Source organism: Paraburkholderia nemoris (assembly GCF_905221015.1).
Lineage (GTDB): Bacteria > Pseudomonadota > Gammaproteobacteria > Burkholderiales > Burkholderiaceae > Paraburkholderia > Paraburkholderia nemoris.
Genome location: NZ_CAJNBO010000004.1, coordinates 391,710 through 413,281 on the forward strand (window position 1 = coordinate 391,710; position 21,572 = coordinate 413,281).

General features: G+C 61.2%; 23 protein-coding genes. 16 read left to right on the forward strand and 7 right to left on the reverse strand.

Annotation, left to right across the window (positions count from 1 at the left end):
• Positions 1-9: 9 nt before the first annotated feature.
• The 15 genes from nuoI to KHO33_RS08685 all read left to right on the forward strand — a co-directional run bounded on the left by nuoI (position 10) and on the right by KHO33_RS08685 (position 12,946).
• Positions 10-498: an NADH-quinone oxidoreductase subunit NuoI gene (gene nuoI, locus KHO33_RS08620; protein ID WP_054034957.1), complete on the forward strand. Its 489-nt coding sequence runs from the start codon at positions 10-12 to the stop codon at positions 496-498.
• Between the two features lie 214 nt (positions 499-712).
• Positions 713-1,402 carry an NADH-quinone oxidoreductase subunit J gene (locus tag KHO33_RS08625; protein WP_054034956.1) on the forward strand — a complete coding sequence of 230 codons (690 nt, stop codon included), beginning with the start codon at positions 713-715 and terminating at the stop codon, positions 1,400-1,402.
• 20 nt (positions 1,403-1,422) lie between these two features.
• The gene (gene nuoK, locus KHO33_RS08630) at positions 1,423-1,728 is read left to right on the forward strand and encodes an NADH-quinone oxidoreductase subunit NuoK (protein ID WP_013339863.1); all 306 of its coding nucleotides are present in this window, start codon (positions 1,423-1,425) and stop codon (positions 1,726-1,728) included.
• A 17-nt stretch (positions 1,729-1,745) separates the two neighbouring features.
• Positions 1,746-3,818 (forward strand): NADH-quinone oxidoreductase subunit L, encoded by a 2,073-nt coding sequence (gene nuoL / locus KHO33_RS08635; protein ID WP_054034955.1) that lies wholly within the window; start codon positions 1,746-1,748, stop codon positions 3,816-3,818.
• 14 nt (positions 3,819-3,832) lie between these two features.
• Positions 3,833-5,323, forward strand: coding sequence for an NADH-quinone oxidoreductase subunit M (locus KHO33_RS08640; protein WP_054034954.1), 1,491 nt, complete (start codon positions 3,833-3,835; stop codon positions 5,321-5,323).
• 25 nt (positions 5,324-5,348) lie between these two features.
• Positions 5,349-6,821 carry an NADH-quinone oxidoreductase subunit NuoN gene (nuoN, locus tag KHO33_RS08645; RefSeq protein ID WP_054034953.1) on the forward strand — a complete coding sequence of 491 codons (1,473 nt, stop codon included), beginning with the start codon at positions 5,349-5,351 and terminating at the stop codon, positions 6,819-6,821.
• Positions 6,821-7,117: a DUF2818 family protein gene (locus KHO33_RS08650; protein ID WP_054034952.1), complete on the forward strand. Its 297-nt coding sequence runs from the start codon at positions 6,821-6,823 to the stop codon at positions 7,115-7,117. The genes nuoN and KHO33_RS08650 overlap by 1 nt, the downstream gene beginning before the upstream one ends.
• Positions 7,118-7,159: 42 nt before the next feature.
• Positions 7,160-7,744 (forward strand): NUDIX domain-containing protein, encoded by a 585-nt coding sequence (locus tag KHO33_RS08655; RefSeq protein ID WP_200564459.1) that lies wholly within the window; start codon positions 7,160-7,162, stop codon positions 7,742-7,744.
• 347 nt (positions 7,745-8,091) lie between these two features.
• On the forward strand, positions 8,092-8,340 hold the full coding sequence (locus KHO33_RS42040) for a hypothetical protein (RefSeq protein ID WP_097391886.1): 249 nt from the start codon (positions 8,092-8,094) through the stop codon (positions 8,338-8,340).
• 50 nt (positions 8,341-8,390) lie between these two features.
• Positions 8,391-8,915, forward strand: a complete 525-nt coding sequence (locus KHO33_RS08660; RefSeq protein WP_054034950.1) for a helix-turn-helix transcriptional regulator — start codon at positions 8,391-8,393, stop codon at positions 8,913-8,915.
• Positions 8,916-9,167: 252 nt separating this feature from the next.
• A complete protein-coding gene (locus KHO33_RS08665; protein ID WP_093639658.1) occupies positions 9,168-9,593 on the forward strand; it encodes a DUF1178 family protein in 426 nt (141 codons plus the stop codon).
• Positions 9,594-9,641: 48 nt separating this feature from the next.
• Complete coding sequence (locus tag KHO33_RS08670) at positions 9,642-10,838, forward strand: acyl-CoA dehydrogenase family protein (RefSeq protein ID WP_200564460.1); 1,197 nt, start codon at positions 9,642-9,644, stop codon at positions 10,836-10,838.
• A 10-nt stretch (positions 10,839-10,848) separates the two neighbouring features.
• Positions 10,849-11,976 carry an acyl-CoA dehydrogenase family protein gene (locus KHO33_RS08675; RefSeq protein ID WP_200564461.1) on the forward strand — a complete coding sequence of 376 codons (1,128 nt, stop codon included), beginning with the start codon at positions 10,849-10,851 and terminating at the stop codon, positions 11,974-11,976.
• A 35-nt stretch (positions 11,977-12,011) separates the two neighbouring features.
• Positions 12,012-12,470, forward strand: coding sequence for a MaoC family dehydratase (locus tag KHO33_RS08680; protein ID WP_200564462.1), 459 nt, complete (start codon positions 12,012-12,014; stop codon positions 12,468-12,470).
• Positions 12,467-12,946 (forward strand): MaoC family dehydratase, encoded by a 480-nt coding sequence (locus KHO33_RS08685; protein WP_054034947.1) that lies wholly within the window; start codon positions 12,467-12,469, stop codon positions 12,944-12,946. The genes KHO33_RS08680 and KHO33_RS08685 overlap by 4 nt, the downstream gene beginning before the upstream one ends.
• A 149-nt stretch (positions 12,947-13,095) precedes the next feature.
• On the opposite strand, the gene KHO33_RS08690 is transcribed toward KHO33_RS08685, so the two are convergent.
• The 6 genes from KHO33_RS08690 to KHO33_RS08715 form a co-directional block, all read right to left on the reverse strand.
• Positions 13,096-13,797 (reverse strand): glutathione binding-like protein, encoded by a 702-nt coding sequence (locus KHO33_RS08690; RefSeq protein ID WP_054034946.1) that lies wholly within the window; start codon positions 13,795-13,797, stop codon positions 13,096-13,098.
• 128 nt (positions 13,798-13,925) lie between these two features.
• Positions 13,926-15,185 carry an acyl-CoA dehydrogenase family protein gene (locus tag KHO33_RS08695; RefSeq protein WP_200564463.1) on the reverse strand — a complete coding sequence of 420 codons (1,260 nt, stop codon included), beginning with the start codon at positions 15,183-15,185 and terminating at the stop codon, positions 13,926-13,928.
• A gap of 62 nt (positions 15,186-15,247) precedes the next feature.
• Positions 15,248-16,354 (reverse strand): phosphotransferase, encoded by a 1,107-nt coding sequence (locus tag KHO33_RS08700; protein ID WP_200564464.1) that lies wholly within the window; start codon positions 16,352-16,354, stop codon positions 15,248-15,250.
• A 20-nt stretch (positions 16,355-16,374) separates the two neighbouring features.
• The gene (locus KHO33_RS08705) at positions 16,375-17,091 is read right to left on the reverse strand and encodes a histidine phosphatase family protein (protein ID WP_200564465.1); all 717 of its coding nucleotides are present in this window, start codon (positions 17,089-17,091) and stop codon (positions 16,375-16,377) included.
• Between the two features lie 21 nt (positions 17,092-17,112).
• A complete protein-coding gene (locus KHO33_RS08710) occupies positions 17,113-17,901 on the reverse strand; it encodes an oxepin-CoA hydrolase, alternative type (protein WP_200564466.1) in 789 nt (262 codons plus the stop codon).
• Entirely contained in the window at positions 17,898-19,454 is a 1,557-nt protein-coding gene (locus KHO33_RS08715) for a 3-hydroxyacyl-CoA dehydrogenase (protein ID WP_200564467.1), read from the reverse strand. Before KHO33_RS08715 ends, KHO33_RS08710 begins: the two co-directional genes overlap by 4 nt.
• Positions 19,455-19,580: 126 nt before the next feature.
• Between KHO33_RS08715 and KHO33_RS08720 the strand changes: the two genes are divergently transcribed.
• Positions 19,581-20,228 (forward strand): glutathione S-transferase family protein, encoded by a 648-nt coding sequence (locus KHO33_RS08720; RefSeq protein WP_054035132.1) that lies wholly within the window; start codon positions 19,581-19,583, stop codon positions 20,226-20,228.
• A 109-nt stretch (positions 20,229-20,337) separates the two neighbouring features.
• On the opposite strand, the gene KHO33_RS08725 is transcribed toward KHO33_RS08720, so the two are convergent.
• The gene (locus KHO33_RS08725; RefSeq protein ID WP_093639697.1) at positions 20,338-21,510 is read right to left on the reverse strand and encodes a pyridoxal phosphate-dependent aminotransferase; all 1,173 of its coding nucleotides are present in this window, start codon (positions 21,508-21,510) and stop codon (positions 20,338-20,340) included.
• Positions 21,511-21,572 lie beyond the last annotated feature (62 nt).

Here is a 21,572-nt window from a genome sequence, read left to right on the forward strand (position 1 = left end):
GATGAACCCATGACCGCAATCCAAAACTTTTTCAAAACCTTCTTCCTGACGGAGCTGCTCAAAGGCCTCGCGCTGACCGGACGTTACACGTTCCAGCGCAAGGTGACCGTGCAGTTCCCGGAAGAGAAGACCCCGATTTCGCCGCGTTTCCGGGGCCTGCACGCGCTGCGCCGCTATGAAAACGGCGAAGAACGCTGCATCGCCTGCAAGCTGTGCGAAGCGGTGTGCCCGGCACTCGCTATCACGATCGAATCGGAAACCCGTGCGGATAACACGCGCCGCACGACGCGCTACGACATCGACCTGACCAAGTGCATTTTCTGCGGTTTCTGTGAAGAGAGCTGCCCGGTCGATTCGATCGTCGAGACGCACATTCTCGAATATCACGGCGAAAAGCGCGGCGATCTGTATTTCACGAAAGACATGCTGCTGGCGGTGGGCGATCGCTACGAAGCGGAGATCGCTGCGAGCAAGGCAGCCGACGCACCGTATCGTTGAAGCACTTCAGTTGAAGCGGTAATTGCGGCGAAAAGCGCGGCAATAAACGCGGCAGTAAATGCAGCAGTAACACGGCCTGTTGTCGGGCCGAGCGCCGCGGCCTGAGCGCCGCGGCACGGCGCACCTGTGCGGATGTTCTGGCGGTCTCGGCCGCTTTATCCGCCACGTGCCAAAGAACAATGCCTGACGATGGCCTAACGATGAACCGGTAATCATGGAATTCACGACCGTACTGTTCTACATCTTCGCGCTGCTCCTGGTGGTTTCAGGGCTGAAGGTGATCACCTCGCGCAACCCGGTTTCGTCCGCACTGTTTCTGGTGCTGGCGTTCTTCAACGCAGCCGCGATCTGGATGCTGCTGCAGGCCGAGTTCCTCGCGATCCTGCTGGTGCTGGTGTATGTCGGCGCGGTGATGGTGCTGTTCCTGTTCGTCGTGATGATGCTGGACATCAACATCGACGTGCTGCGCAAAGACTTCAAGCGCTTCGTGCCAATGGCCACGCTGGTGGGCGCAATCATCGTGATCGAGACCGCGCTGATCCTGTGGCACGGCTACGGCGCGACCGCCACGGCGCTGCGTGACACCACGGCTGCCGCGAACGGTATGGCCGACTGGTCGAACACGCGTCTGATCGGCAAGGTCATCTACACCGACTACATCTTCGCGTTCGAAGTCGCCGGCCTCGTGCTGCTGGTGGCGATCATCGCGGCGATTGCGCTGACCACGAGCCACAAGAAAGACAGCAAGCGCCAGAACGTCAGCGAGCAGGTCAAGGTGCGTGCCCAGGACCGTGTGCGTATCGTGAAGATGGCATCTGAAAAGACCGCGGCAACTGTCGCGGCAGAAGAAGCCGCCGCAGCGGCAGCCGCAGCGGCCGACTCGGCACCTGCTAAAAACAGCTGAGCGGACAGGAGATAGAAATCATGTTGACCCTTGCTCATTACCTTGTCCTCGGCGCGATCCTGTTTGCGATCAGCGTCGTGGGCATTTTCCTGAACCGCCGCAACGTCATCATCATCCTGATGGCGATCGAACTGATGCTGCTGGCGGTGAACACCAATTTCGTCGCGTTCTCGCATTACCTCGGCGACGTGCATGGTCAGATCTTCGTCTTCTTCGTGCTGACGGTTGCAGCAGCTGAAGCGGCGATCGGCCTCGCAATTCTGGTGACCCTGTTCCGTAGCCTCGACACGATCAATGTCGAGGACCTCGATCAGCTCAAAGGTTAATTTCAGGTAAAGCGGTTATGTCAACGACACTCAATGAAAACCTGCTGCTGGCGATCCCGCTGGCACCGCTGGCCGGCTCCCTGATTGCGGGGCTGTTTGGGAAAGCGGTAGGGCGAGCGGGCGCGCATTCGGTCACGATCCTCGGCGTCGCGATCTCCTTCATCCTTTCGGCCATCGTCTTCTTCCAGGTAATGGACGGCGCGAGTTTCAACGCGACGGTCTATGACTGGATGCAGATCGGCCAGACGAAGTTCGAGATCGGCTTCCTGGTCGACTCGCTGACGGCGATGATGATGTGCGTGGTGACCTTCGTGTCGCTCATGGTGCACATCTACACGATCGGCTACATGGCCGACGACGACGGCTACCAGCGCTTCTTCTCGTACATCTCACTGTTCACGTTCTCGATGTTGATGCTCGTGATGAGCAACAACTTCCTGCAGCTGTTCTTCGGCTGGGAAGCGGTGGGTCTGGTGTCGTACCTGCTGATCGGCTTCTACTTCACGCGTCCGACGGCGATCTACGCGAACATGAAGGCGTTCATCGTGAACCGCATCGGCGACTTCGGGTTCCTGCTCGGTATCGGCCTGCTGTTCGCGTTCGCCGGTTCGATGAACTACGGCGACGTCTTCGCGAAGCGCACCGAACTCGCAGCCTTGAGCTTTCCGGGTACGGACTGGGGTCTGCTGACCGTCGCCTGTATTTGCCTCTTCATCGGTGCAATGGGTAAGTCGGCGCAGTTCCCGCTGCACGTCTGGCTGCCGGATTCGATGGAAGGCCCGACGCCGATCTCCGCACTGATTCACGCAGCAACCATGGTGACTGCCGGTATCTTCATGGTCACGCGCATGTCGCCGCTGTTCGAACTGTCGGATACGGCGCTGTCGTTCGTGATGGTGATCGGTGCAATTACTGCGTTGTTCATGGGCTTCCTCGGGATCGTCCAGAACGACATCAAGCGCGTGGTGGCTTACTCGACGCTGTCGCAGCTCGGTTACATGACGGTCGCACTCGGTGCATCGGCCTACTCGGTCGCCGTGTTTCACCTGATGACGCACGCGTTCTTCAAGGCGCTGCTGTTCCTCGGCGCGGGTTCCGTGATCATCGGCATGCACCACGATCAGGACATCCGCAACATGGGCGGCCTGCGCAAGTACATGCCGATTACGTGGATCACGTCGCTGGTCGGTTCGCTCGCGCTGATCGGCACGCCGTTCTTCTCCGGCTTCTACTCGAAAGACTCGATCATCGACGCAGTGAAGCTGTCGCATCTGCCGGGTTCGGGTTTCGCCTACTTCGCAGTGGTGGCGAGTGTGTTCGTCACCGCGCTGTATTCGTTCCGTATGTACTTCCTGGTGTTCCACGGCAAGGAGCGCTTCCGCGATCCGAAGCATCCGGAATCGCCGATGGGCATCGAAGCGGCAGCGCACGCACATGACGGTCACGGCCATGACGCACACGGCCATGGCCACGGTCACGACGATCACGCACATGAGCCGCATGAAACGCCATGGGTGGTGTGGCTGCCGCTGGTGCTGCTGGCGATTCCGTCGGTGGTGATCGGTGCGATCGGTGTCGGTCCGATGCTGTTCGGCGACTTCTTCCAGCACGGCGTAGCGTTCGACAAGGTCATCTTCATCGGCGAAAACCATCCGGCGCTGCACGAGATGGCGGAAGAATTCCAGGGCTGGGCGTCGATGGGCCTGCACTCGGTCTCGGGTCTGCCGGTGTGGCTGGCACTCGCGGGTGTCGTGGTCGCGTGGTTCCTGTACCTGGTTCGTCCTGATCTGCCGGCTGTCATCAAGCGTGCGTTCGGTCCGATCTACACGCTGCTCGACAACAAGTACTACATGGACAAGATCAATGACGTCGTGTTTGCGCGGGGCGCCGTGGCGATTGGCCGTGGTCTCTGGAAGGAAGGCGACGTCGTGGTTATCGACGGCATCGTCAACGGCAGCGCACGCTTTATCGGCTGGTTTGCCGGCGTGATCCGCTTCCTCCAATCCGGCTACATCTACCACTATGCGTTTGCCATGATTATCGGCATGTTGGGGCTCCTGACCCTGTTTGTAACGCTCGGCGGCAAATAAGGCGAGGGACACTAATGCACGCTTATCCGATTCTCAGTATCGCGATCTGGTTACCGATCCTCGTAGGTCTACTGGTCCTGGCTATTGGTTCCGACCGGAACCCGGCTCCGGCGCGCTGGATTGCGCTGATCGGCTCGGTCGTCAGCTTCATCGTGACGATCCCGCTGATTACGGGTTTTGATTCGAGCACCGCCGATCTGCAGTTCGTCGAAAAGGCGAACTGGATCGAGCGCTTCAACATCACGTACCACCTGGGTGTCGACGGCATCTCCATGTGGTTCGTCGTGTTGACCGCATTGATTACGGTGATCGTCGTGATCGCCGCGTGGGAAGTCATCACGAAGAACGTCGCTCAGTACCTCGCTGCATTCCTGATCCTCTCCGGCATCATGGTCGGCGTGTTCAGCTCAGCGGACGGCATGCTGTTCTACGTGTTCTTCGAAGCGACGCTGATTCCGATGTACATCATCATCGGCGTGTGGGGCGGGGCGAACCGCGTGTATGCGGCGTTCAAGTTCTTCCTGTACACGCTGATGGGCTCGCTGTTGATGCTGGTTGCGTTGTTGTACCTGTACATCCAGACCGGCACGTTCGATCTGGCTACGTGGCAGAACGCGCAGATCGGCATGACCCCGCAGATATTGTTGTTTATCGCGTTCTTCATGGCCTTCGCCGTGAAGGTGCCGATGTGGCCGGTTCACACGTGGTTGCCTGACGCCCACGTGGAAGCGCCGACCGGCGGCTCGGTCGTGCTGGCCGCGATCATGCTGAAGCTGGGCGCCTACGGTTTCGTGCGCTTCTCGCTGCCGATCGCACCGGATGCAAGCCACTTCCTCGCCCCTGTCGTCATCACGCTGTCGCTGATCGCAGTGATCTACATCGGTCTGGTCGCGATGGTGCAGACCGACATGAAGAAGCTGGTCGCGTATTCGTCGATCGCGCACATGGGTTTCGTGACGCTCGGCTTCTTCATCTTCAATCAGCTTGGCGTTGAAGGCGCGATCGTACAGATGATCTCGCACGGCTTCGTGTCGGGCGCGATGTTCCTGAGCATCGGTGTGTTGTACGACCGTATGCACTCGCGTCAGATCGCCGATTACGGCGGTGTCGTCAACGTGATGCCGAAGTTCGCGGCGTTCGTGATGCTGTTTTCGATGGCGAATTGCGGCTTGCCCGGTACTTCCGGTTTCGTTGGCGAGTTCATGGTGATTCTGGCTGCTGTCCAGTACAACTTCTGGATCGCAGGCGGTGCGGCTGTCACGCTGATTCTCGGCGCGGCCTACACGCTGTGGATGTACAAGCGCGTGTACTTCGGCGCGATCGCCAACGATCACGTGAAGGGCCTCGTCGACATCAACCGTCGCGAATTTTTCATGCTGGCAGTGCTCGCCGCACTGACGCTGTTCATGGGCCTGTATCCGAAGCCCTTTACCGATGTGATGCACGTATCCGTGGAAAACCTCCTCTCCCACGTCGCGCAGTCCAAACTGCCGTTGCCACAGTAATGCAGAGCGGAGGAATTTAAAGATCATGCAAAACGCCCCTATGACTGCCCTGTTGCCCGACGCACTGGTGATGCTCGCCGTTGTGGTCGCGTGGCTCAACGACACGTTCGTCGGCCAGGCCGGTCGCCGCACCACGTATTTCATCGCGTTCTTCTCGACGCTGATTGCCGGCATCTGGTTCGCGGTGAACGCGTTCGATCCGCAGGTTCACTACTTCTTCGGTCACATGTATGTGGTGGATTCGTTCGCCAGCGTGATGAAGGCGGTGGTGACGCTCGGCTACGCCGTGTCGATCGTCTATTCGCGCCGGTATCTCGAGGATCGCGGGCTGTTCCGCGGTGAGTTCTTCCTGTTGGGCATGTTCTCGTTGCTCGGTCAGCTCGTGATGATCTCCGGCAACAACTTCCTGACGCTGTACCTCGGTCTGGAATTGATGTCGCTGTCGCTGTACGGTGCGATCGCACTGCGTCGTGACGCGGCGCCGTCGAACGAAGCCGCCATGAAGTACTACGTGCTCGGCGCGCTGGCTTCCGGCTTCCTGCTGTACGGCATTTCCATGCTGTACGGTGCAACCGGTTCGCTCGACCTGAACGAAGTGTTCAAGGCGATCGGCACGAGCCACTACGATCCGAGCGTGCTGCTGTTCGGCGTGATCTTTATCGTGGCAGGCGTGGCGTTCAAGATGGGCGCGGTGCCGTTCCACATGTGGGTGCCTGACGTGTATCAGGGCGCTCCGACGGCCATGACGCTGATGGTCGGCGGTGGTCCGAAGGTGGCGGCATTCGCGTGGGGCCTGCGCTTCCTCGTGATGGGGCTGCTGCCGCTGGCGGTCGAATGGCAGGAAATGCTGGTGATCCTGGCGGCGCTGTCGCTGATCGTCGGCAACATCACCGGTATCGTGCAACGCAACGTCAAGCGGATGCTCGCGTATTCGGCGATCTCGAACATGGGCTTCGTGCTGCTGGGCCTGCTGGCCGGCGTGGTGGATCACAAGACTACGGGCGCCGCCAACGCGTACGGCTCGGCGATGTACTACAGCATCGTCTACCTGATTACGACGATGGGCACCTTCGGCGTCATCATGCTGCTGGCACGCCGCGATTTTGAAGCGGATACGCTCGAAGACTTCAAGGGCCTGAATCAACGCAGCCCGGTGTTTGCGTTCGTCATGATGGTGATGATGTTCTCGCTGGCCGGCATCCCGCCCGCGGTCGGCTTCTACGCCAAGCTCGCGGTGCTGCAGGCAACCATGAATGCCGGCTTGACCTGGCTGACCGTGCTGGCCGTGATCACCTCGCTGTTCGGTGCCTTCTACTACCTGCGTATCGTCAAGCTGATGTACTTCGACGAGCCGCAAGACAAGTCGCCGATTCTCGCTGACACGAGCACGCGTGCTCTGCTGGCGCTCAACGGTGTTGCCGTGCTGGTGCTCGGTATCGTGCCGGATCCGCTGTTGAAGGCCTGCCTGCAGGCTATCCAGCACACGCTGCTGCTCTGATGTCGGCTGCGGGTTGGTTTATCGTGTTGTTGGCGCTGGTCGGCGCCAACCTGCCGTTCCTGAATCAGCGCCTCTTCGCCGCCGTGCCGTTGAAAGCGGTGAAGAAGAGCGCCTGGATCCGGATTGCCGAGTTGATCGTGCTGTACTTCGTGGTCGGCGCGCTCGGTTTCCTGCTGGAAGCGCGCGCTGGTAACCGCTTTGAACAGGGATGGCAGTTCTACGCGATTACGTTCGCGCTGTTCGTCGTATTCGCATTCCCCGGCTTTACCTTCCAGTATCTCGTCAAACGTCGCTGACGGCGTCTCGCCGTCGCGCACCACGCTGTCCTGAGGTCGCATATGGCTGAACTTCCCGATCACGACGCCGCGCTCACTGAGACCTGTCTCGAGAGCAAAACGATCCATCAAGGGCCGTTCCTTACGCTCAAGTGCGATACGGTCCGCTTGCCCGACGGTAAGCACGCCACGCGCGAGTACGTTCAGCATCCGGGCGCCGTGATGGTGATTCCGCTATTCGACGACGGCCGCGTGTTGCTGGAAAGCCAGTACCGCTATCCGATGGGCAAGGTCATGGTCGAGTATCCTGCGGGCAAACTCGATCCGAACGAAGGCGCGCTGGCCTGCGCGAAACGCGAGTTGCAGGAAGAGACCGGCTATACGGCGCGCGAGTATGTTTATCTGACGCGCATTCATCCGATCATTTCCTACTCGACCGAATTCATCGATATTTACCTGGCGCGCGGGCTCACTGCCGGCGAGCGCAAACTCGACGACGGCGAATTCCTCGAACTGTTCACGGCCAGCGTCGCCGATATGCTGGAATGGGTACGCACGGGCAAGGTGACGGACGTGAAAACCATCATTGGCACGTTCTGGCTGGAAAAAGTTTTGGCGGGTACCTGGCCAATGGCCGAGCCGCAATAGCGCGCACGGTTCAGAACGCAAGAACGCTAAACGGGCGCGGCTCACACGCCGCTTAGAAAATCCGCAAAAAACCCCTGTTGGTCTACGACCGGCAGGGGCTTTGTCATTGTGGGCACGATATCGACTCAATGCGTAACCCCCCGTGTCTGAAAAACGGGCTCCAGTCCTATGCCATTTGACAGTCTCGCCCCGTAGCCGTTGTCACTCTAGTATCGACATCTGGCAACGAGGTTTGTTATCGCACTTATTTTGGATAACGAAGGGTGTGGGACATATTTGGTTATGACCGTGCCCGCATGGTTGTCACTTGACAACCATGCGGGCACGGGCTAAATTGGAGGGTATAGATGGTTCGTGGAGTCCATTCAAAGAAAGAGGTCGAGGCCGCGCTGGCTTACGCGGAAAGAAACGGCTGGCGTGTGCAAGGCGGCGGTAAAGGTCACGCATGGGGAAAGATTTACTGTCCCTACAACGACGCGGAATGCCGTTGCGGCGAGTTTTGCATCTCGAGTGTGTGGAGTACGCCAAAGAATCCCGGCAATCACGCAAAGCACCTCAGGCGCATTGTCGACAATTGCACGACACGTCGGCAGTAAAAGTGTTCGAAGGGCAAAAGCCCGCAGTTGAATGAAGGTAGGAGTAGCTTATGGAATACGTGTTCACCTTGAAGTACCGGCTCGCGGCTGAAGACTGCGATCTTGACGAGATAGTCGAGCGGCTGGGCGAAGCCGGATGCGACGACGCTACGATTGGCGTGGGGCAACCGGGGCGCATGGCACTGGTTTTTGCTCGCGAAGGCGCGTCGGCGCTCGAAGCGCTCGTCAGCGCACTCAAAGATATCAAGCAGGCAGTGCCGTCTGCGCGCCTTGTCGAGGCGGGGCCGGATTTCGTCGGTCTTACGGATGTCGCCGAGGTCGCGGGCGTGTCACGGCAAAACATGCGTAAGCTGATGCTGAGCCACGCAATCGACTTTCCGCCGCCGGTTCACGAGGGCAGTGCGTCGGTGTGGCATCTGTCGGATATCCTGGGCTGGCTGACCGAGCGAGGCGGGTATGACATCAAGGCGGACGTATTCGATGTCGCGAAATCGGCCAAACAGATCAACCTTGCCAAAGAGGCGCGCGAACTCGAGCCGCAGCTTAACCGCCGGCTCGAATTTCTGGTGGCTTAAAAGGTGGCTAGCGGCCAGCTGAGCGAACCCCTGAGCGCCATACAACCAGCGTGCTCTTTTTGTCGACGGGTTCGTTGTGCCGCTCACCGATTGAGCGACCTTCGGCAGCCCACTGCGCAAAGCGTTAAAATCGCGCACCGCGTTCGATTTGTCGGCGACGCTTAGCGTCAACGCGCCGTCCGTAAAAATTTACGAACGATCGTTCACAAATTTCCATTTTGCGCTAAACTGGCACGCAAGCCCTGATTCCACATGAAGGTCCTCGATTTACAGTGTCCGCATGGCCATCGGTTCGAAGGCTGGTTTGCTTCGGCTGATGACTTCGAGTCGCAGCAGTCCCGCAAGCTCGTCGAATGTCCGATCTGCGGTGCGAACGAAGTGAGCCGTCTGCCATCGGCGCCCCGGCTGAATCTGTCGGGAGCGACCGAAGCGAAAGTCCCTGCGGATACGGGAGAAATGCAGGCGCGCGTCATGCGTGCCTTGCGCGAGGTACTGGAAAAGACTGAGAACGTGGGTGACCGCTTCGCCGAGGAAGCACGGCGCATTCACTACAACGAAGCGCCTGCACGCAATATTCGCGGTGTCACGACACCGGAAGACGCGAAAGCTTTGGTCGAAGAAGGCATCGAAGTGATGCCGCTGCCGGTCCCGGCTGCCTTGAAGGAACCGCTGCAATAGCGCAGTGGCTCACTGGCGGCGGGCGGTTGCGGCCAGGAGACACGACGCATGAATCTGGACTATTCCCCCGCTGACGACGCATTCCGCGCCGACATCCGCGCCTGGCTCGAAGCGAATCTGCCTCGCGAGCTGAGCGACAAAGTACTCAACCACAAGCGTCTGAACCGCGAAGACTTCGCGGGTTGGCACAAGCTGCTCGGCACGCGCGGCTGGTCGGTCGTCGCGTGGCCAAAAGAATACGGCGGCCCGGGCTGGGACGCGACCCAACGGCATATCTGGGACGAAGAGTGCGCGCGTATCGGTGCGCCGTCCGTGCTGCCGTTCGGCGTCTCGATGGTGGCGCCCGTGCTGATGAAGTACGGCAACGAGGCGCAGAAACGCCACTATCTGCCGCGCATTCTCGACGGCACGGACTGGTGGTGTCAGGGCTATTCCGAACCGGGCTCCGGTTCGGACCTGGCCTCGCTGCGTACCCGCGCCGAGCGCGTCGGCGATCACTACGTGGTCAACGGTCAGAAAACCTGGACCACGCTCGGCCAGTACGCCGACATGATGTTCTGCCTCGTGCGCACCGATAGCGGCGCGAAAAAGCAGGAGGGCATCTCGTTCCTGCTGATCGACATGAAAACGCCCGGTATTACCGTGCGCCCGATCATCACGCTGGACGAAGAGCACGAAGTCAACGAAGTCTTTTTCGAAGACGTGAAAGTGCCGGTCGAGAATCTGGTCGGCGAAGAGAATCGTGGCTGGACCTACGCGAAGTACCTCCTCGGGCACGAACGCACCGGTATTGCGCGCGTCGGGCAATCGAAGCGCGAACTGGTCTTCCTGAAACGCCTCGCGCTGGATCAGAAGAAGAACGGCAAGCCGTTGCTGCAAGATCCTGTGTTCGCCGCGAAAGTCGCGAGCCTCGAGATTGAAATGATGGCGCTCGAAGTCACCGTGCAACGCGTGGTCGCCAATGAAACGGGCGGGCGTGGGCCGGGTCCGGAAGCCTCGATGCTCAAGATCAAGGGCACTGAAGTGCAGCAGGCGTTGACCGAACTGATGTTCGAAGCGGTCGGGCCGCTCGCCGCACCGTTCGACGTGCCGTTCCTCGAAGGCGAACGCGAGCATAGCCTCGCCGGTGACGATGACGCCGCGCCGCTGGCCGCGTACTACTTCAACTTCCGCAAGACGTCGATTTACGGCGGCTCGAACGAAATTCAAAAGAACATCATCGCGCAGATGATTCTCGGACTCTGAGGAGCGGCGCATGGACTTCACTTTCAACGACGAACAACAGCAATTCGCAGACGCGCTGCGCCGCTACCTTGACAAGAGCTACGGGTTCGAGGCGCGCCAGGCGATCGTGCGAACGGAAGCCGGTGTGTCGGACGCGCACTGGACAGCTTTCACCGAACTGGGCTTGACTGCCTTGCCGGTGCCGGAAGCGCAGGGTGGCTTCAACGGCAGCCCGATCGACATGCTGGTGGTCATGCAGGAGCTCGGCCGTGCTCTGGTGGTCGAACCATATTGGGCGACGGCAGTGGGTATCGAGGCGCTGCGTCTGGCGGGCACCGGGCAGGGCGAAGACGCGTCGCTGCTCGAACGTGCGGCCCAGGGCGAGATCAAGCTGGCAGTGGCATTTCACGAGCCGCACGCTCGCTACGATCTGTTCGAGGTCGACACGGTTGCGAACGGCCAAGGCAATCAGCAGACGTTGACCGGCACGAAATCGGTTGTGCTGCACGGTGCGCAAGCGGATCACTGGATCGTGCCGGCTCGGCTGAATGGCGAGATCGCGCTCTTTGTCGTTGCCCGCGATGCGGCCGGCGTCAAAGTCACCGACTACCGCACGATCGACGGCCAGCGCGCCGCGACGCTCGAGTTCGATGGCACGCCTGCACGCCAGCTCGCCGGCAAACACTCGGGTGCCGCAGCGCTCGAGCACATCGCAGACTACGGCACGGTATTGCTGTGCGCGGAAGCGGTCGGCGTGCTCGACGCACTGAACCATGCAACGGGCGAGTACACCAAGACGCGCCAGCAGTTCGGCCAGCCGATCGCACGTTTCCAGGCGCTACAGCATCGCATGGTCGAGATGTTGATTCACGCCGAGCAGGCGCGTTCGATCACTTATCTCGCGGCCGTGCGTTACACCAGCGCAGACGCCAACGAACGTCGCCGCGCCGTCTCCGCAGCGAAGGCGCGGGTCGGGCAGGCCGCTCGTTTCGTCGGTCAGCAGGCGGTGCAGTTGCACGGCGGCATGGGCGTCACGAACGAGGTCGCCGCGGCGCATCTGTTCAAACGCCTTGCTATCATCGAAACCACATTGGGCGATGTCGATCACCATCTCGCGCGCTTCGCCGCGCTGCCCGGTTTTGTCTCGACCGAAGCCTGATCAGCCGGTCGAATCGGATAAGAAAGAGGTGTGCGATGGGTCTGACTTACGAGGATATGGTAGTCGGCACGACTACGGAAATCGGCAAGCATACTTTCACGCGTGAAGAGATCGTCGAGTTCGCGGAGAAGTTCGATCCGCAGCCGTTTCATCTGGACGAGGCTGCAGCCGCAGCGTCGCCGTTTCGCGGACTGGTCGCAAGCGGTTGGCATACCTGTTCGGTCATGATGGGCATGCTGGTGCGCAACGCGATCGCGGGTTCCACCTCGATGGGCTCGCCCGGTATCGACGAGATTCGCTGGCTGAAGCCGGTACGTGTCGGCGACACGATCACGATGATGAACGCGGTACTCGACAAACGTGTTTCGGAGAGTAAGCCGGATCGCGGCATCGTTTCGACGCAGTGGGAAGGCATCAACCAGCACGGCGAAACCGTGATTACGGTGCGTTCGAAAGGTTTGTTCGGACTGCGCAATCCGGGCGCCGCGTCATGACGGGCGGCAACGCGGTAGCCGCCGTAACGTTTGGAGACGCGGCGGCGTTGCGTGCACTGATTGGCGCTGAGCCGCTCGTTAGCGACTGGCTGACGGTCGATCAGGCAAGTGTCGATCGTTTCGCTGAGGCCACCGGCGATCATCAGTGGATTCACGTCGACCCCGAACGGGCGCGGCGTGAGTCACCGTTTGGTGGGCCGGTCGCGCATGGGTTCATGACGCTGTCGTTGATTCCGGCATTGCTCGGCAAGACAGTGGCGCTTAAGCAGCGTATGGGCGTCAACTACGGATTGAATCGTGTGCGGTTCACGTCGCCGGTGCTGGTCGGCTCGCAGTTGCGCGCGCGGTTTGCGGTGGAATCCGTCACCGACATCGACAACGCCGGTGTGCAGGTTGAGTGGAATGTGACGCTGGAGCGGCAGGGCAGTGAGCGGCCGGTCTGCGTCGCGGAGTTCATCACGCGGCACTATTTCTAACCGTTCACAGCCGACCGGTTGACAAAGAAGCGCGAGTGGCAGTGATGCCGTCTCGCGCTTTTTTATTTCGACGCCTCAACAGATGGCGATGCCGCGGTCGCAGTCAACGTCGTGAACGAGAGCGCCGACGCCAGGGGACGACGGCATGCCTACCGCTTCGCGTACTGCGTCGCACCGAACAGCATCTCCTTGGCCTTGTCGTCCATGAGCGGCTTGCGAGCCGACGCCAGCACTTCAACACCACGTACCACCGCCGGACGCGCGGCAATTTCTTCATGCCACCGCTTCACATTCGGGAGCGTATCCAGCTCGATGCCCTGGTTTTGCCACGAGCGCGTCCACGGAAATGCAGCGATGTCAGCGATCGTGTAGTCGTTGCCGGCCAGATAGCGTGTCTTGCCGAGCTGTGTATCCATCACGCCATAGAGACGCCGCGTTTCGTTCGTGTAGCGATTGATTGCGTATTCGATCGGCTCCGGCGCGTAGATGCGGAAATGATGCGTTTGTCCGAGCATCGGACCGATGCCGCCCATCTGGAACATCAGCCACTGCAGGGTGGCATAGCGTGCGGCCGGATCGGTCGGCAGGAATTTGCCGGTTTTCTCCGCCAGATAAATCAGAATCGCGCCTGATTCGAATAGCGCGAATGGTTTGCCGTCGGCGTCTTTAGGACCTTCGGAATCGGTGATTGCCGGAATCTTGTTGTTCGGGCTAATCGCGAGGAACTCGGGTTTGAACTGGTCGCCCGCGCCGATATCGACGCCGTGCACCGTGTACGCGAGGCCCGTTTCCTCGAGCATGATGTGAACCTTGTGGCCGTTCGGGGTTGCCCAGCTATAGACATCGATCATCCTGGCTCCTTCGTTTCGTGAAAGCGGCGCCACAAAGGGCGCCGCTGTTGACGAAAATTAGAGCATAGATCCGCCAATGCTGCTGGCGGTGAACCCGTGCGCCGTCGGCTGCCGCTCCGACCTCGACCTTAAACCCGCGTGATCGGCGTTTCCACCTGGGCCGCAGCACCCACATCCATATAACGCGCCAGCTCGAGCTTCGCGATCGCGTTGCGGTGCACTTCGTCGGGGCCATCGGCGAAGCGCAACGTCCGCGCGTTGGCGTACGCATACGCCAACGGGAAATCGTCGCTGACGCCGCCGCCGCCGTGCGCCTGGATCGCCCAGTCGATCACCTGGCATGCCATATTCGGCGCGACCACCTTGATCATGGCGATCTCACCGCGCGCGCCCTTGTTGCCGACCGTGTCCATCATGTACGCGGTCTTTAGCGTCAGCAGGCGCGCCTGTTCGATCATGCAGCGCGCTTCGGCCATGCGCTCCTGGGTGACGCCCTGTGCGGAAACCGGCTTGCCGAAAGCGACGCGTTGCATGGAACGTTTGGCCATGAGTTCGAGCGCGCGCTCGGCGAGACCGATCAGACGCATGCAGTGGTGGATGCGGCCCGGTCCGAGGCGTCCTTGGGCGATTTCGAAGCCGCGCCCTTCGCCGAGCAGCATGTTGGTAACCGGCACGCGCACGTTTTCGAGCGTGATTTCCATGTGGCCGTGCGGTGCGTCGTCGTAGCCGAATACGGTGAGCGGGCGGTGCACGGTGATGCCTGTGGCATCGGCGGGGACCAGAATCATCGACTGCTGAGCATGACGCGGCGCCTCAGGATCGGTCTTGCCCATCACGATGTAGACCTTGCAGCGCGGATCCCCTGCACCGGACGACCACCACTTGTGGCCGTTGATCACATAGGTGTCGCCATCGCGCACGATGCTCGTCTGGATATTGGTCGCGTCCGACGACGCCACCTCCGGCTCGGTCATCAGGAACGCCGAGCGGATCTGCCCTTGCAGCAGCGGTTCGAGCCATTCGCGCTTGTTGTCGTCGCTGCCGTAGCGTTCGATCGTTTCCATGTTGCCGGTGTCGGGCGCATTGCAGTTGAACACTTCCGGCGCCCAGGGCACACGGCCCATGATTTCGCAGAGCGGCGCGTATTCAAGATTCGTCAAGCCAGCGCCGCGTACCGATTCAGGCAGAAACAGGTTCCACAAACCGGCGTCGCGCGCTTTCTGTTTCAGTTGTTCGATCAGTTCGGTCGGCAGCCACGCGTTGCCGCTCTGACGATTGCGCGCGATCTCGGCATAGAACGCCTGCTCGTTCGGATAGATGTGCTCGTCGAAGAAGGCGAGCAGTTTCTCGCGCAGCGCCTGCACCTTCGGGGTGTAATCGAAATTCATGTATGACCTCGTGGATGACGAATGACGTTTGTTCAGGAACGCAACGTGGTGCGCCGATTTGCCTAACGTACCTTCTGTGCGTAGCGCCAGGCGAGTTCCGCCATCGGCTTCGCACGACGGCCGGCATCGAGCGCCTGAGCGCTGGCCGCAGTGCCGTCGACTACACGCTTCATGATCCCTTGCAGGATCGCGGCGATGCGGAACATGTTGTACGCGAGGTAGAAATTCCAGTCGCCGTGGATCTCGAAGCCGGTGCGCTTGCAATAGCGCTCGACGTACTGCGCTTCGTCGGGAATGCCGAGTGCCGCCCAGTCGAGGCCCGCAATGCCGCGGAATTGCGCCGGGTCGACGTGCCACGCCATGCAGTGATACGCGAAGTCGGCGAGCGGATCGCCGAGCGTCGATAGTTCCCAGTCGAGTACGGCCAGTACGCGCGGCTCGGTGGGATGGAAGATCAGGTTGTCGAGCCGGTAGTCGCCATGCACGACCGAGGCACGCTCGCCCGTTTCCGCCGGCATATGCTGCGGCAGCCATTCGATCAGACGCTGCATCGCGTCGATCGGTTCGGTTTCGGACGCGACGTACTGCTTGCTCCAACGGCCGATCTGGCGTGCGAAGTAATTGCCCGGTTTGCCGTAGTCGGCAAGACCGATTGCCGTGACATCGACGCTATGCAGTGCGGCGATCACGCGATTCATTTCGTCGTAAATCGCCGCGCGCTCCGCAGGTGTCATGCCGGGTAGAGACTGGTCCCACAGCACGCGGCCTTCGACGAACTCCATCACATAGAACGCCCGGCCGATCACACTTTCGTCTTCGCACAAGGCGAGCATGTTCGCGACGGGCACGTCGGTGTCCGCGAGCGCATGCATCACGCGGTATTCGCGTTCGACAGCGTGCGCCGAGGGCAGTAACTTCGCGGCCGGCCCGGGCTTCGCGCGCATCACGTACGAGCGCGACGGTGTGACGAGTTTGAAGGTGGGATTCGACTGGCCGCCGGCGAACTGCTCCAACGTGAGCGGCCCGGCAAATCCGTCGACATGCTGGGTTAGCCACGCGGCGAGCGCGTCGCTGTCGAAGCGTTGCCGCTCATTGACCGGACGCGTGCCCTCGAAGGCCGAGTAATCCGGTTTCTGTTCTGGTTCGCCGGTCTGTGTGGCTTGCACCATGTGTCTCCTCCAGTTTGGGTTCAGCTACGCTTGTATTGAATGAATTGTGCGTAGAGCATTTCCATCGTGGTATTGCGAACGTCGCGATGGAGCGGCGACGGCGGTGAATAGTTGATCTCGCGCAGCACCCAGTCGCGTGGCTCGGCGCCGACGTCGAGCGCGTTGATGCAGCCGGTGGCCTGCGCCAGGTGGCCGAAGAAAGTACGGCCGCCGGCGGTGAGCGCGTGCGACAGAATCGCGCGATTTACGCCGCCGTGCAGAACCAGCAGCACGGTGTCCCACGACGTGTCCTCGCGTAACGCCTCCACCGCGGGCAACACGCGGTCGAACAACGCGCCGATGGTTTCGCCGTCGAGAAAGCGTGTGCTTTCCGGCACGACGCCATCGAACACGCCAAGAAATGCCGCTTCGATATCCTGCGGCGGAATGTTGCTCAGCTTGCCTCCGCGAATTTCCTGCCATGCCGGCTCGATGTCGAGTTCGATCTGCTGACCGGTCTCGGCCAATAGGCGCTGCGCGGTTTCGACCGTGCGCGGCAAGCCGCTCACGATCACCCGATCGAACCGGACCTGCTGCTCGGCGAATACGCGGCCTGCTGCGCTTGCCTGTTCGCGGCCGTTCGCATTCAACGGCACCGTTTCCGGATCGATCGCGCGGCCGCTATCGTCGAAGTAGGTTACGTCGCCGTGACGCATCAGGAAGATGCGGCGGCGCTTGGGGAGTTGATATTCAGGCATCGTCCCTTCGTTCACTTATGTTCACTTATAGACCGGAGCGCGTTTCTCGAGGAACGCGGAAATGCCTTCGAGACCGTCGCGATGGTGCAGTGAGGCGACGAAGCTGTCGCGTTCAGCGACCAGATGTTCAGCAAGCGGTTGTGCTCCGGCGGCGCCGATGAGCCCTTTGATGCGCGCGACCGAATTCGGCGAAATCTTGCCGAGCTCGTCGGCCCAGGCGACAGCGGTGTCGCGCACGGCGCCGGTCTTCGCTAGCTTGTTGACGACACCGAGATCGTAGAGACGCGAGGCGCCGATCGGTTTGCCTTCGATCAGCACTTCGGTTGCCAGTTGACGTGGCAATGCTTGCGCGAGAAACCACGAGCCGCCGCCGTCGGGTGTGAGACCGACGCGCGCATACGACATTACGAACTTGGCGTCTTCCGCCGCGACGATCAGATCGCACGCGAGCGCTAATGAAAACCCCGCGCCGGCTGCGGCGCCGTCAACCGCTGCGATCACCGGCTTCGACGATAGACGCAGCGCCGAAATCCATTCGCCGAGCAGATCGATGCTTTCGGCCTGCACCGACGGATCCTTCGCGCGGTTTTCCAGCAGGCGGTTCAGATTGCCGCCGGCACAAAAGAAATTGTCCGCGCCGGTAATCACGACGGCGCGGATTGACGGATCGCGCTCCACCGATTCGAGCGCTTCGATGCCCGCGGCGTACATGTCCGGATGCAGCGCATTGCGTGCGCCGGGGTTCGACAGCGTGAGGACCAGCGTCGATTCGCTTTCGGTCGGGCGTGAGGTCAGCAGTTCGGCGCTCATTGTTGGGTCTCCGTTTGAGTGTCGGCAGCGTCGCGTTGCGTCAGCGGCAGGCCAAGTTGCGCGCGCCGTGCAAGCCAGGGCGACGGACGATAGCGCGGATCGCCGAGCACGCTGAAGATGTTGCGCAAGATGGTGAGGATCGTTTTCGCGCCCAGTGCATCGCCGAGTGCGAGCGGTCCGCGCGGGTAGCCGAGGCCTAGCGTCACCGCGAGGTCGATGTCGCCCGGCGTTGCGATCTGTTTTTGCGCGATGTCGCAGCCGATGTTGACGATGGTCGCCACGACGCGTTGCGCGACGAAGCCGGTCGAATCGCGAATCACGGTGACGGGAACGCCATCCGCGGCAAACAGAGCGTGCGCGGTCTCGCGTGCTGTGCGGCTGGTGGCGGGGGTGGTCATCAGCGTGCGGCGCTGCGCGGCGGCCAGCGGGAAGAGGGCGTCGATAGCGACAACGCGAGTTGCGTCGAGTGTTTCGTCGACGGCGGCAGTAGTCGCGTCATGACCGAACGGTGTCACGACGATCAGCGAGTCCGCTGCGGGTGTAGCGCCTTCGTCGAGTTTTACGCCGGCCTTGGCGATGAGTTGCACGACGGCTTCATGCGCCTCCGGATAGCGCTTGCTGACCCACACGCTGTGCGGCAGTTCAGTGGGTGCGGGCGCTTCGGCGGGCACTTGCTGCTTGCCGTCTTCATAGCGATAGAAGCCTTCGCCCGTTTTGCGGCCGATCAGTCCGCCCGCGAGCCGCGTGCCCGTGATCGGCGAGGGCGTGAAGCGCGGTTCTTCATAGAACTGGTGATAGATCGACTCCATCACCGGATGCGATACATCGAGCGCGGTCAGGTCAAGCAGCTCGAACGGCCCAAGGCGAAAGCCTGCCTGCTCGCGCATGATGCGGTCGATGTCGGCGAAGCTCGCCACGCCTTCACCCGCTACGCGCAGGCCTTCGGTATTCATGCCCCGACCGGCGTGATTGACGATGAAGCCAGGCATGTCTTTCGCACGCACCGGCGTGTGGCCCATGCGGCGTGCGAGTTCCATCAGCGCGTCGCCGACGGCGGGATCACTGCGCAGGCCGTCGATCACTTCGACAACCTTCATCAACGGAACCGGATTGAAGAAGTGATAACCGGCTACGCGCGACGGATTCGTGCAGCCCGCCGCGATCGCGGTAATCGACAACGACGACGTGTTCGACGCCAGCACGCAACGGCCGCTCACCACCGTTTCGAGTTCGCGAAAGAGCGCTTGCTTCACATCGAGCTTTTCGACGATCGCCTCGACGACCAGATCGCAATCGGCCAGATCGCCGACGACCTGCGCGCCGCTCACGTTCGCCAGTGCGGCGAGCGAGCGGGCCTGGTCGAGCTTGCCTTTGGCAGTCAATTTGGCGAAAGTCTCGGCAAGGTAGTCGCGCGCGGCGCCGATCGCAGCAGGGTTCGTGTCGTACAGACGCACGGTGAGGCCCGCCAGCGCGGCAATCTGGGCGATGCCACGGCCCATTGCACCGGTTCCGACAATGCCGATAGTCTCGATGCTGAAATTGCGAGAGGTCATTGTGATGCTCGACTCCATGGTTATTTTAGAATAGCACGATCGTGCAATTTACTGGATGATTGATCGAAGGCCGCCGCGTTGATTTTGACGGGCGGTCTCAAACAACCCGAAGAAAGGAGACACCCGATGATCAAGCTGTGCGGTTTCGCGCTCTCTAACTATTACAACAAGGTGAAGTTCGTGCTTCTCGAACACGGTATTCCGTTCGAGGAGGTGTTCGTGCTGCCGAGCCAGGAAGAAACCGTGCTCGAGCATTCTCCGCTCGGCAAGGTGCCCTATATCCAGACCGAACACGGCGATCTGTGCGAATCGCAAGGCATCGTCGAGTATCTGGCCGCACGTTTTCCCGACAAGGCGATTTTCTCCGCGGACCCGTGGGAAGCGGCCAAGGAGCGCGAACTGATCATGTTCGTGGATGTGCATCTCGAACTGACCGCGCGCAATCTCTACAAGGAGGCATTCTTCGGTGGCACTGTGACTGACGCGACCAAGGGGCGCGTCGAGAAACTGCTCGCGCATCACATTGCCGGCTTCAAGCGGATCGCGAAGTTCGGACCGTATCTGCGCGGCGAGCGCTTCAGTGTCGCCGACGCCGCGGGTTTTGTGAGCTTGCCGCTGGTGGGCATGGCGACGCAGACCATCTACGGCCGCGATTTTCTGCTCGATGCCGGCGTGGACTGGAAAAGCTATGTGAAGGCGATCAACGCCCGGCCGGCCGCGCAGCGCGTGACCGACGATCGCAAGGCGTATATCGCGGCCTCGCGTCCGGCTTGAGGCGTGACGGCGTTGCGGTTGAAATGAACCCGGGCGTGCAACGCACGCATGGGCCGCTGCGCGCGATGGCGAGGAACGTGGGTTCGTTCGCAGCATCGCGCGGGGCGTCCTAGAGCCGCGCCAGCCGGTCGAGCGCGGTGGCGAGGGTCGCTTCCTGCTTGGCAAAGCAGAAGCGCACCACGCCCGATTCATGCGCCTCGTGATAGAACGCCGAAACGGGAATTGCCGCGACACCGATCTCGCCGGTCAGCCATTGCGCAAATTCGGCTTCGGGCAAATCACTGATCGCCGAATAGTCGACGCACTGAAAGTAGGTGCCCGTGCAAGGCAGGAGCCTGAAGCGTGAATTCGCGAGGCCGGCGCGGAAGTAGTCGCGTTTCTTCTGATAAAACGCGGGGAGATCCAGATACGGCGCCGGATCCTTCATGTATTCCGCGAGGCCGACCTGCATCGGCGTGTTGACCGTGAATACGTTGAACTGGTGCACTTTGCGGAATTCAGCCGTGAGCGCGGCGGGCGCGGCCACGTAGCCGATCTTCCAGCCGGTGACGTGGTAGGTCTTGCCGAAGCTCGACACCACGAAACTGCGCTGCGCCAGTTCCGGATAACGCGCCACGCTTTCGTGCGGCGCGCCGTCGTACACCATGTGTTCGTAGACTTCGTCGGACAGGATCAGCACGTTGGTGCCGCGCACGATTTCTTCGAGCTTGCGCATGTCTTCCGCGCGCCAGACCGTACCGGTCGGATTGTGCGGGGTGTTGATCAGCAGGAGCCGCGTTTTCGGCGTGATCGCGGCGGCGAGCTTGTCGAACGGAATCGCGTAATCGGGCGCGTCGAGCGTGACGAATACCGGCTTGCCGCCGGCCAGCTCGATCGACGGCAGGTAACTGTCGTAGGTCGGCTCGACCACGATCACTTCGTCGCCCGGATGCACGGTGCAGAGAATCGCGGTCAGCAGCGCCTGGGTGGCGCCTGCCGTCACGGTGATCTCGCTGGTGGCGTCGTAGCGGCGGCCGTACAGGTTCGCGATCTTGTCCGAAATCGCCTGGCGCAGCGGCGCGGCGCCCGCCATCGGCGGATATTGGTTGTGGCCGTCGCGCATGGCGTTTGCGACCGCGTCGACAATGCGGGGGTCGCAGCCGAAGTCGGGAAAGCCCTGGCCGAGGTTCACCGCGCCTTTTTCGGCGGCGAGCGCGCTCATCACGGTGAAAATCGTCGTGCCGACGTCCGGCAGGCGGGACGGGAACGAGGGACTCATGGGCGTGTCGTGCGGTGCATTCATGGCGCTGTCCGGAGCGTGGTCGAGTAAGTTGGCGAAAGACGTCGTTCGAAAAGGACGAAGCC

What these genes read in the sequence shown, in the direction of transcription:
- nuoI (WP_054034957.1), top strand. Translation starts at nt 10, where the DNA reads ATGACCGCAATCCAAAACTTTTTCAAAACCTTCTTCCTGACGGAGCTG.
- KHO33_RS08625 (WP_054034956.1), top strand. Translation starts at nt 713, where the DNA reads ATGGAATTCACGACCGTACTGTTCTACATCTTCGCGCTGCTCCTGGTG.
- nuoK (WP_013339863.1), top strand. Translation starts at nt 1,423, where the DNA reads ATGTTGACCCTTGCTCATTACCTTGTCCTCGGCGCGATCCTGTTTGCG.
- nuoL (WP_054034955.1), top strand. Translation starts at nt 1,746, where the DNA reads ATGTCAACGACACTCAATGAAAACCTGCTGCTGGCGATCCCGCTGGCA.
- KHO33_RS08640 (WP_054034954.1), top strand. Translation starts at nt 3,833, where the DNA reads ATGCACGCTTATCCGATTCTCAGTATCGCGATCTGGTTACCGATCCTC.
- nuoN (WP_054034953.1), top strand. Translation starts at nt 5,349, where the DNA reads ATGCAAAACGCCCCTATGACTGCCCTGTTGCCCGACGCACTGGTGATG.
- KHO33_RS08650 (WP_054034952.1), top strand. Translation starts at nt 6,821, where the DNA reads ATGTCGGCTGCGGGTTGGTTTATCGTGTTGTTGGCGCTGGTCGGCGCC.
- KHO33_RS08655 (WP_200564459.1), top strand. Translation starts at nt 7,160, where the DNA reads ATGGCTGAACTTCCCGATCACGACGCCGCGCTCACTGAGACCTGTCTC.
- KHO33_RS42040 (WP_097391886.1), top strand. Translation starts at nt 8,092, where the DNA reads ATGGTTCGTGGAGTCCATTCAAAGAAAGAGGTCGAGGCCGCGCTGGCT.
- KHO33_RS08660 (WP_054034950.1), top strand. Translation starts at nt 8,391, where the DNA reads ATGGAATACGTGTTCACCTTGAAGTACCGGCTCGCGGCTGAAGACTGC.
- KHO33_RS08665 (WP_093639658.1), top strand. Translation starts at nt 9,168, where the DNA reads ATGAAGGTCCTCGATTTACAGTGTCCGCATGGCCATCGGTTCGAAGGC.
- KHO33_RS08670 (WP_200564460.1), top strand. Translation starts at nt 9,642, where the DNA reads ATGAATCTGGACTATTCCCCCGCTGACGACGCATTCCGCGCCGACATC.
- KHO33_RS08675 (WP_200564461.1), top strand. Translation starts at nt 10,849, where the DNA reads ATGGACTTCACTTTCAACGACGAACAACAGCAATTCGCAGACGCGCTG.
- KHO33_RS08680 (WP_200564462.1), top strand. Translation starts at nt 12,012, where the DNA reads ATGGGTCTGACTTACGAGGATATGGTAGTCGGCACGACTACGGAAATC.
- KHO33_RS08685 (WP_054034947.1), top strand. Translation starts at nt 12,467, where the DNA reads ATGACGGGCGGCAACGCGGTAGCCGCCGTAACGTTTGGAGACGCGGCG.
- KHO33_RS08690 (WP_054034946.1), bottom strand. Translation starts at nt 13,797, where the DNA reads ATGATCGATGTCTATAGCTGGGCAACCCCGAACGGCCACAAGGTTCAC.
- KHO33_RS08695 (WP_200564463.1), bottom strand. Translation starts at nt 15,185, where the DNA reads ATGAATTTCGATTACACCCCGAAGGTGCAGGCGCTGCGCGAGAAACTG.
- KHO33_RS08700 (WP_200564464.1), bottom strand. Translation starts at nt 16,354, where the DNA reads ATGGTGCAAGCCACACAGACCGGCGAACCAGAACAGAAACCGGATTAC.
- KHO33_RS08705 (WP_200564465.1), bottom strand. Translation starts at nt 17,091, where the DNA reads ATGCCTGAATATCAACTCCCCAAGCGCCGCCGCATCTTCCTGATGCGT.
- KHO33_RS08710 (WP_200564466.1), bottom strand. Translation starts at nt 17,901, where the DNA reads ATGAGCGCCGAACTGCTGACCTCACGCCCGACCGAAAGCGAATCGACG.
- KHO33_RS08715 (WP_200564467.1), bottom strand. Translation starts at nt 19,454, where the DNA reads ATGACCTCTCGCAATTTCAGCATCGAGACTATCGGCATTGTCGGAACC.
- KHO33_RS08720 (WP_054035132.1), top strand. Translation starts at nt 19,581, where the DNA reads ATGATCAAGCTGTGCGGTTTCGCGCTCTCTAACTATTACAACAAGGTG.
- KHO33_RS08725 (WP_093639697.1), bottom strand. Translation starts at nt 21,510, where the DNA reads ATGAATGCACCGCACGACACGCCCATGAGTCCCTCGTTCCCGTCCCGC.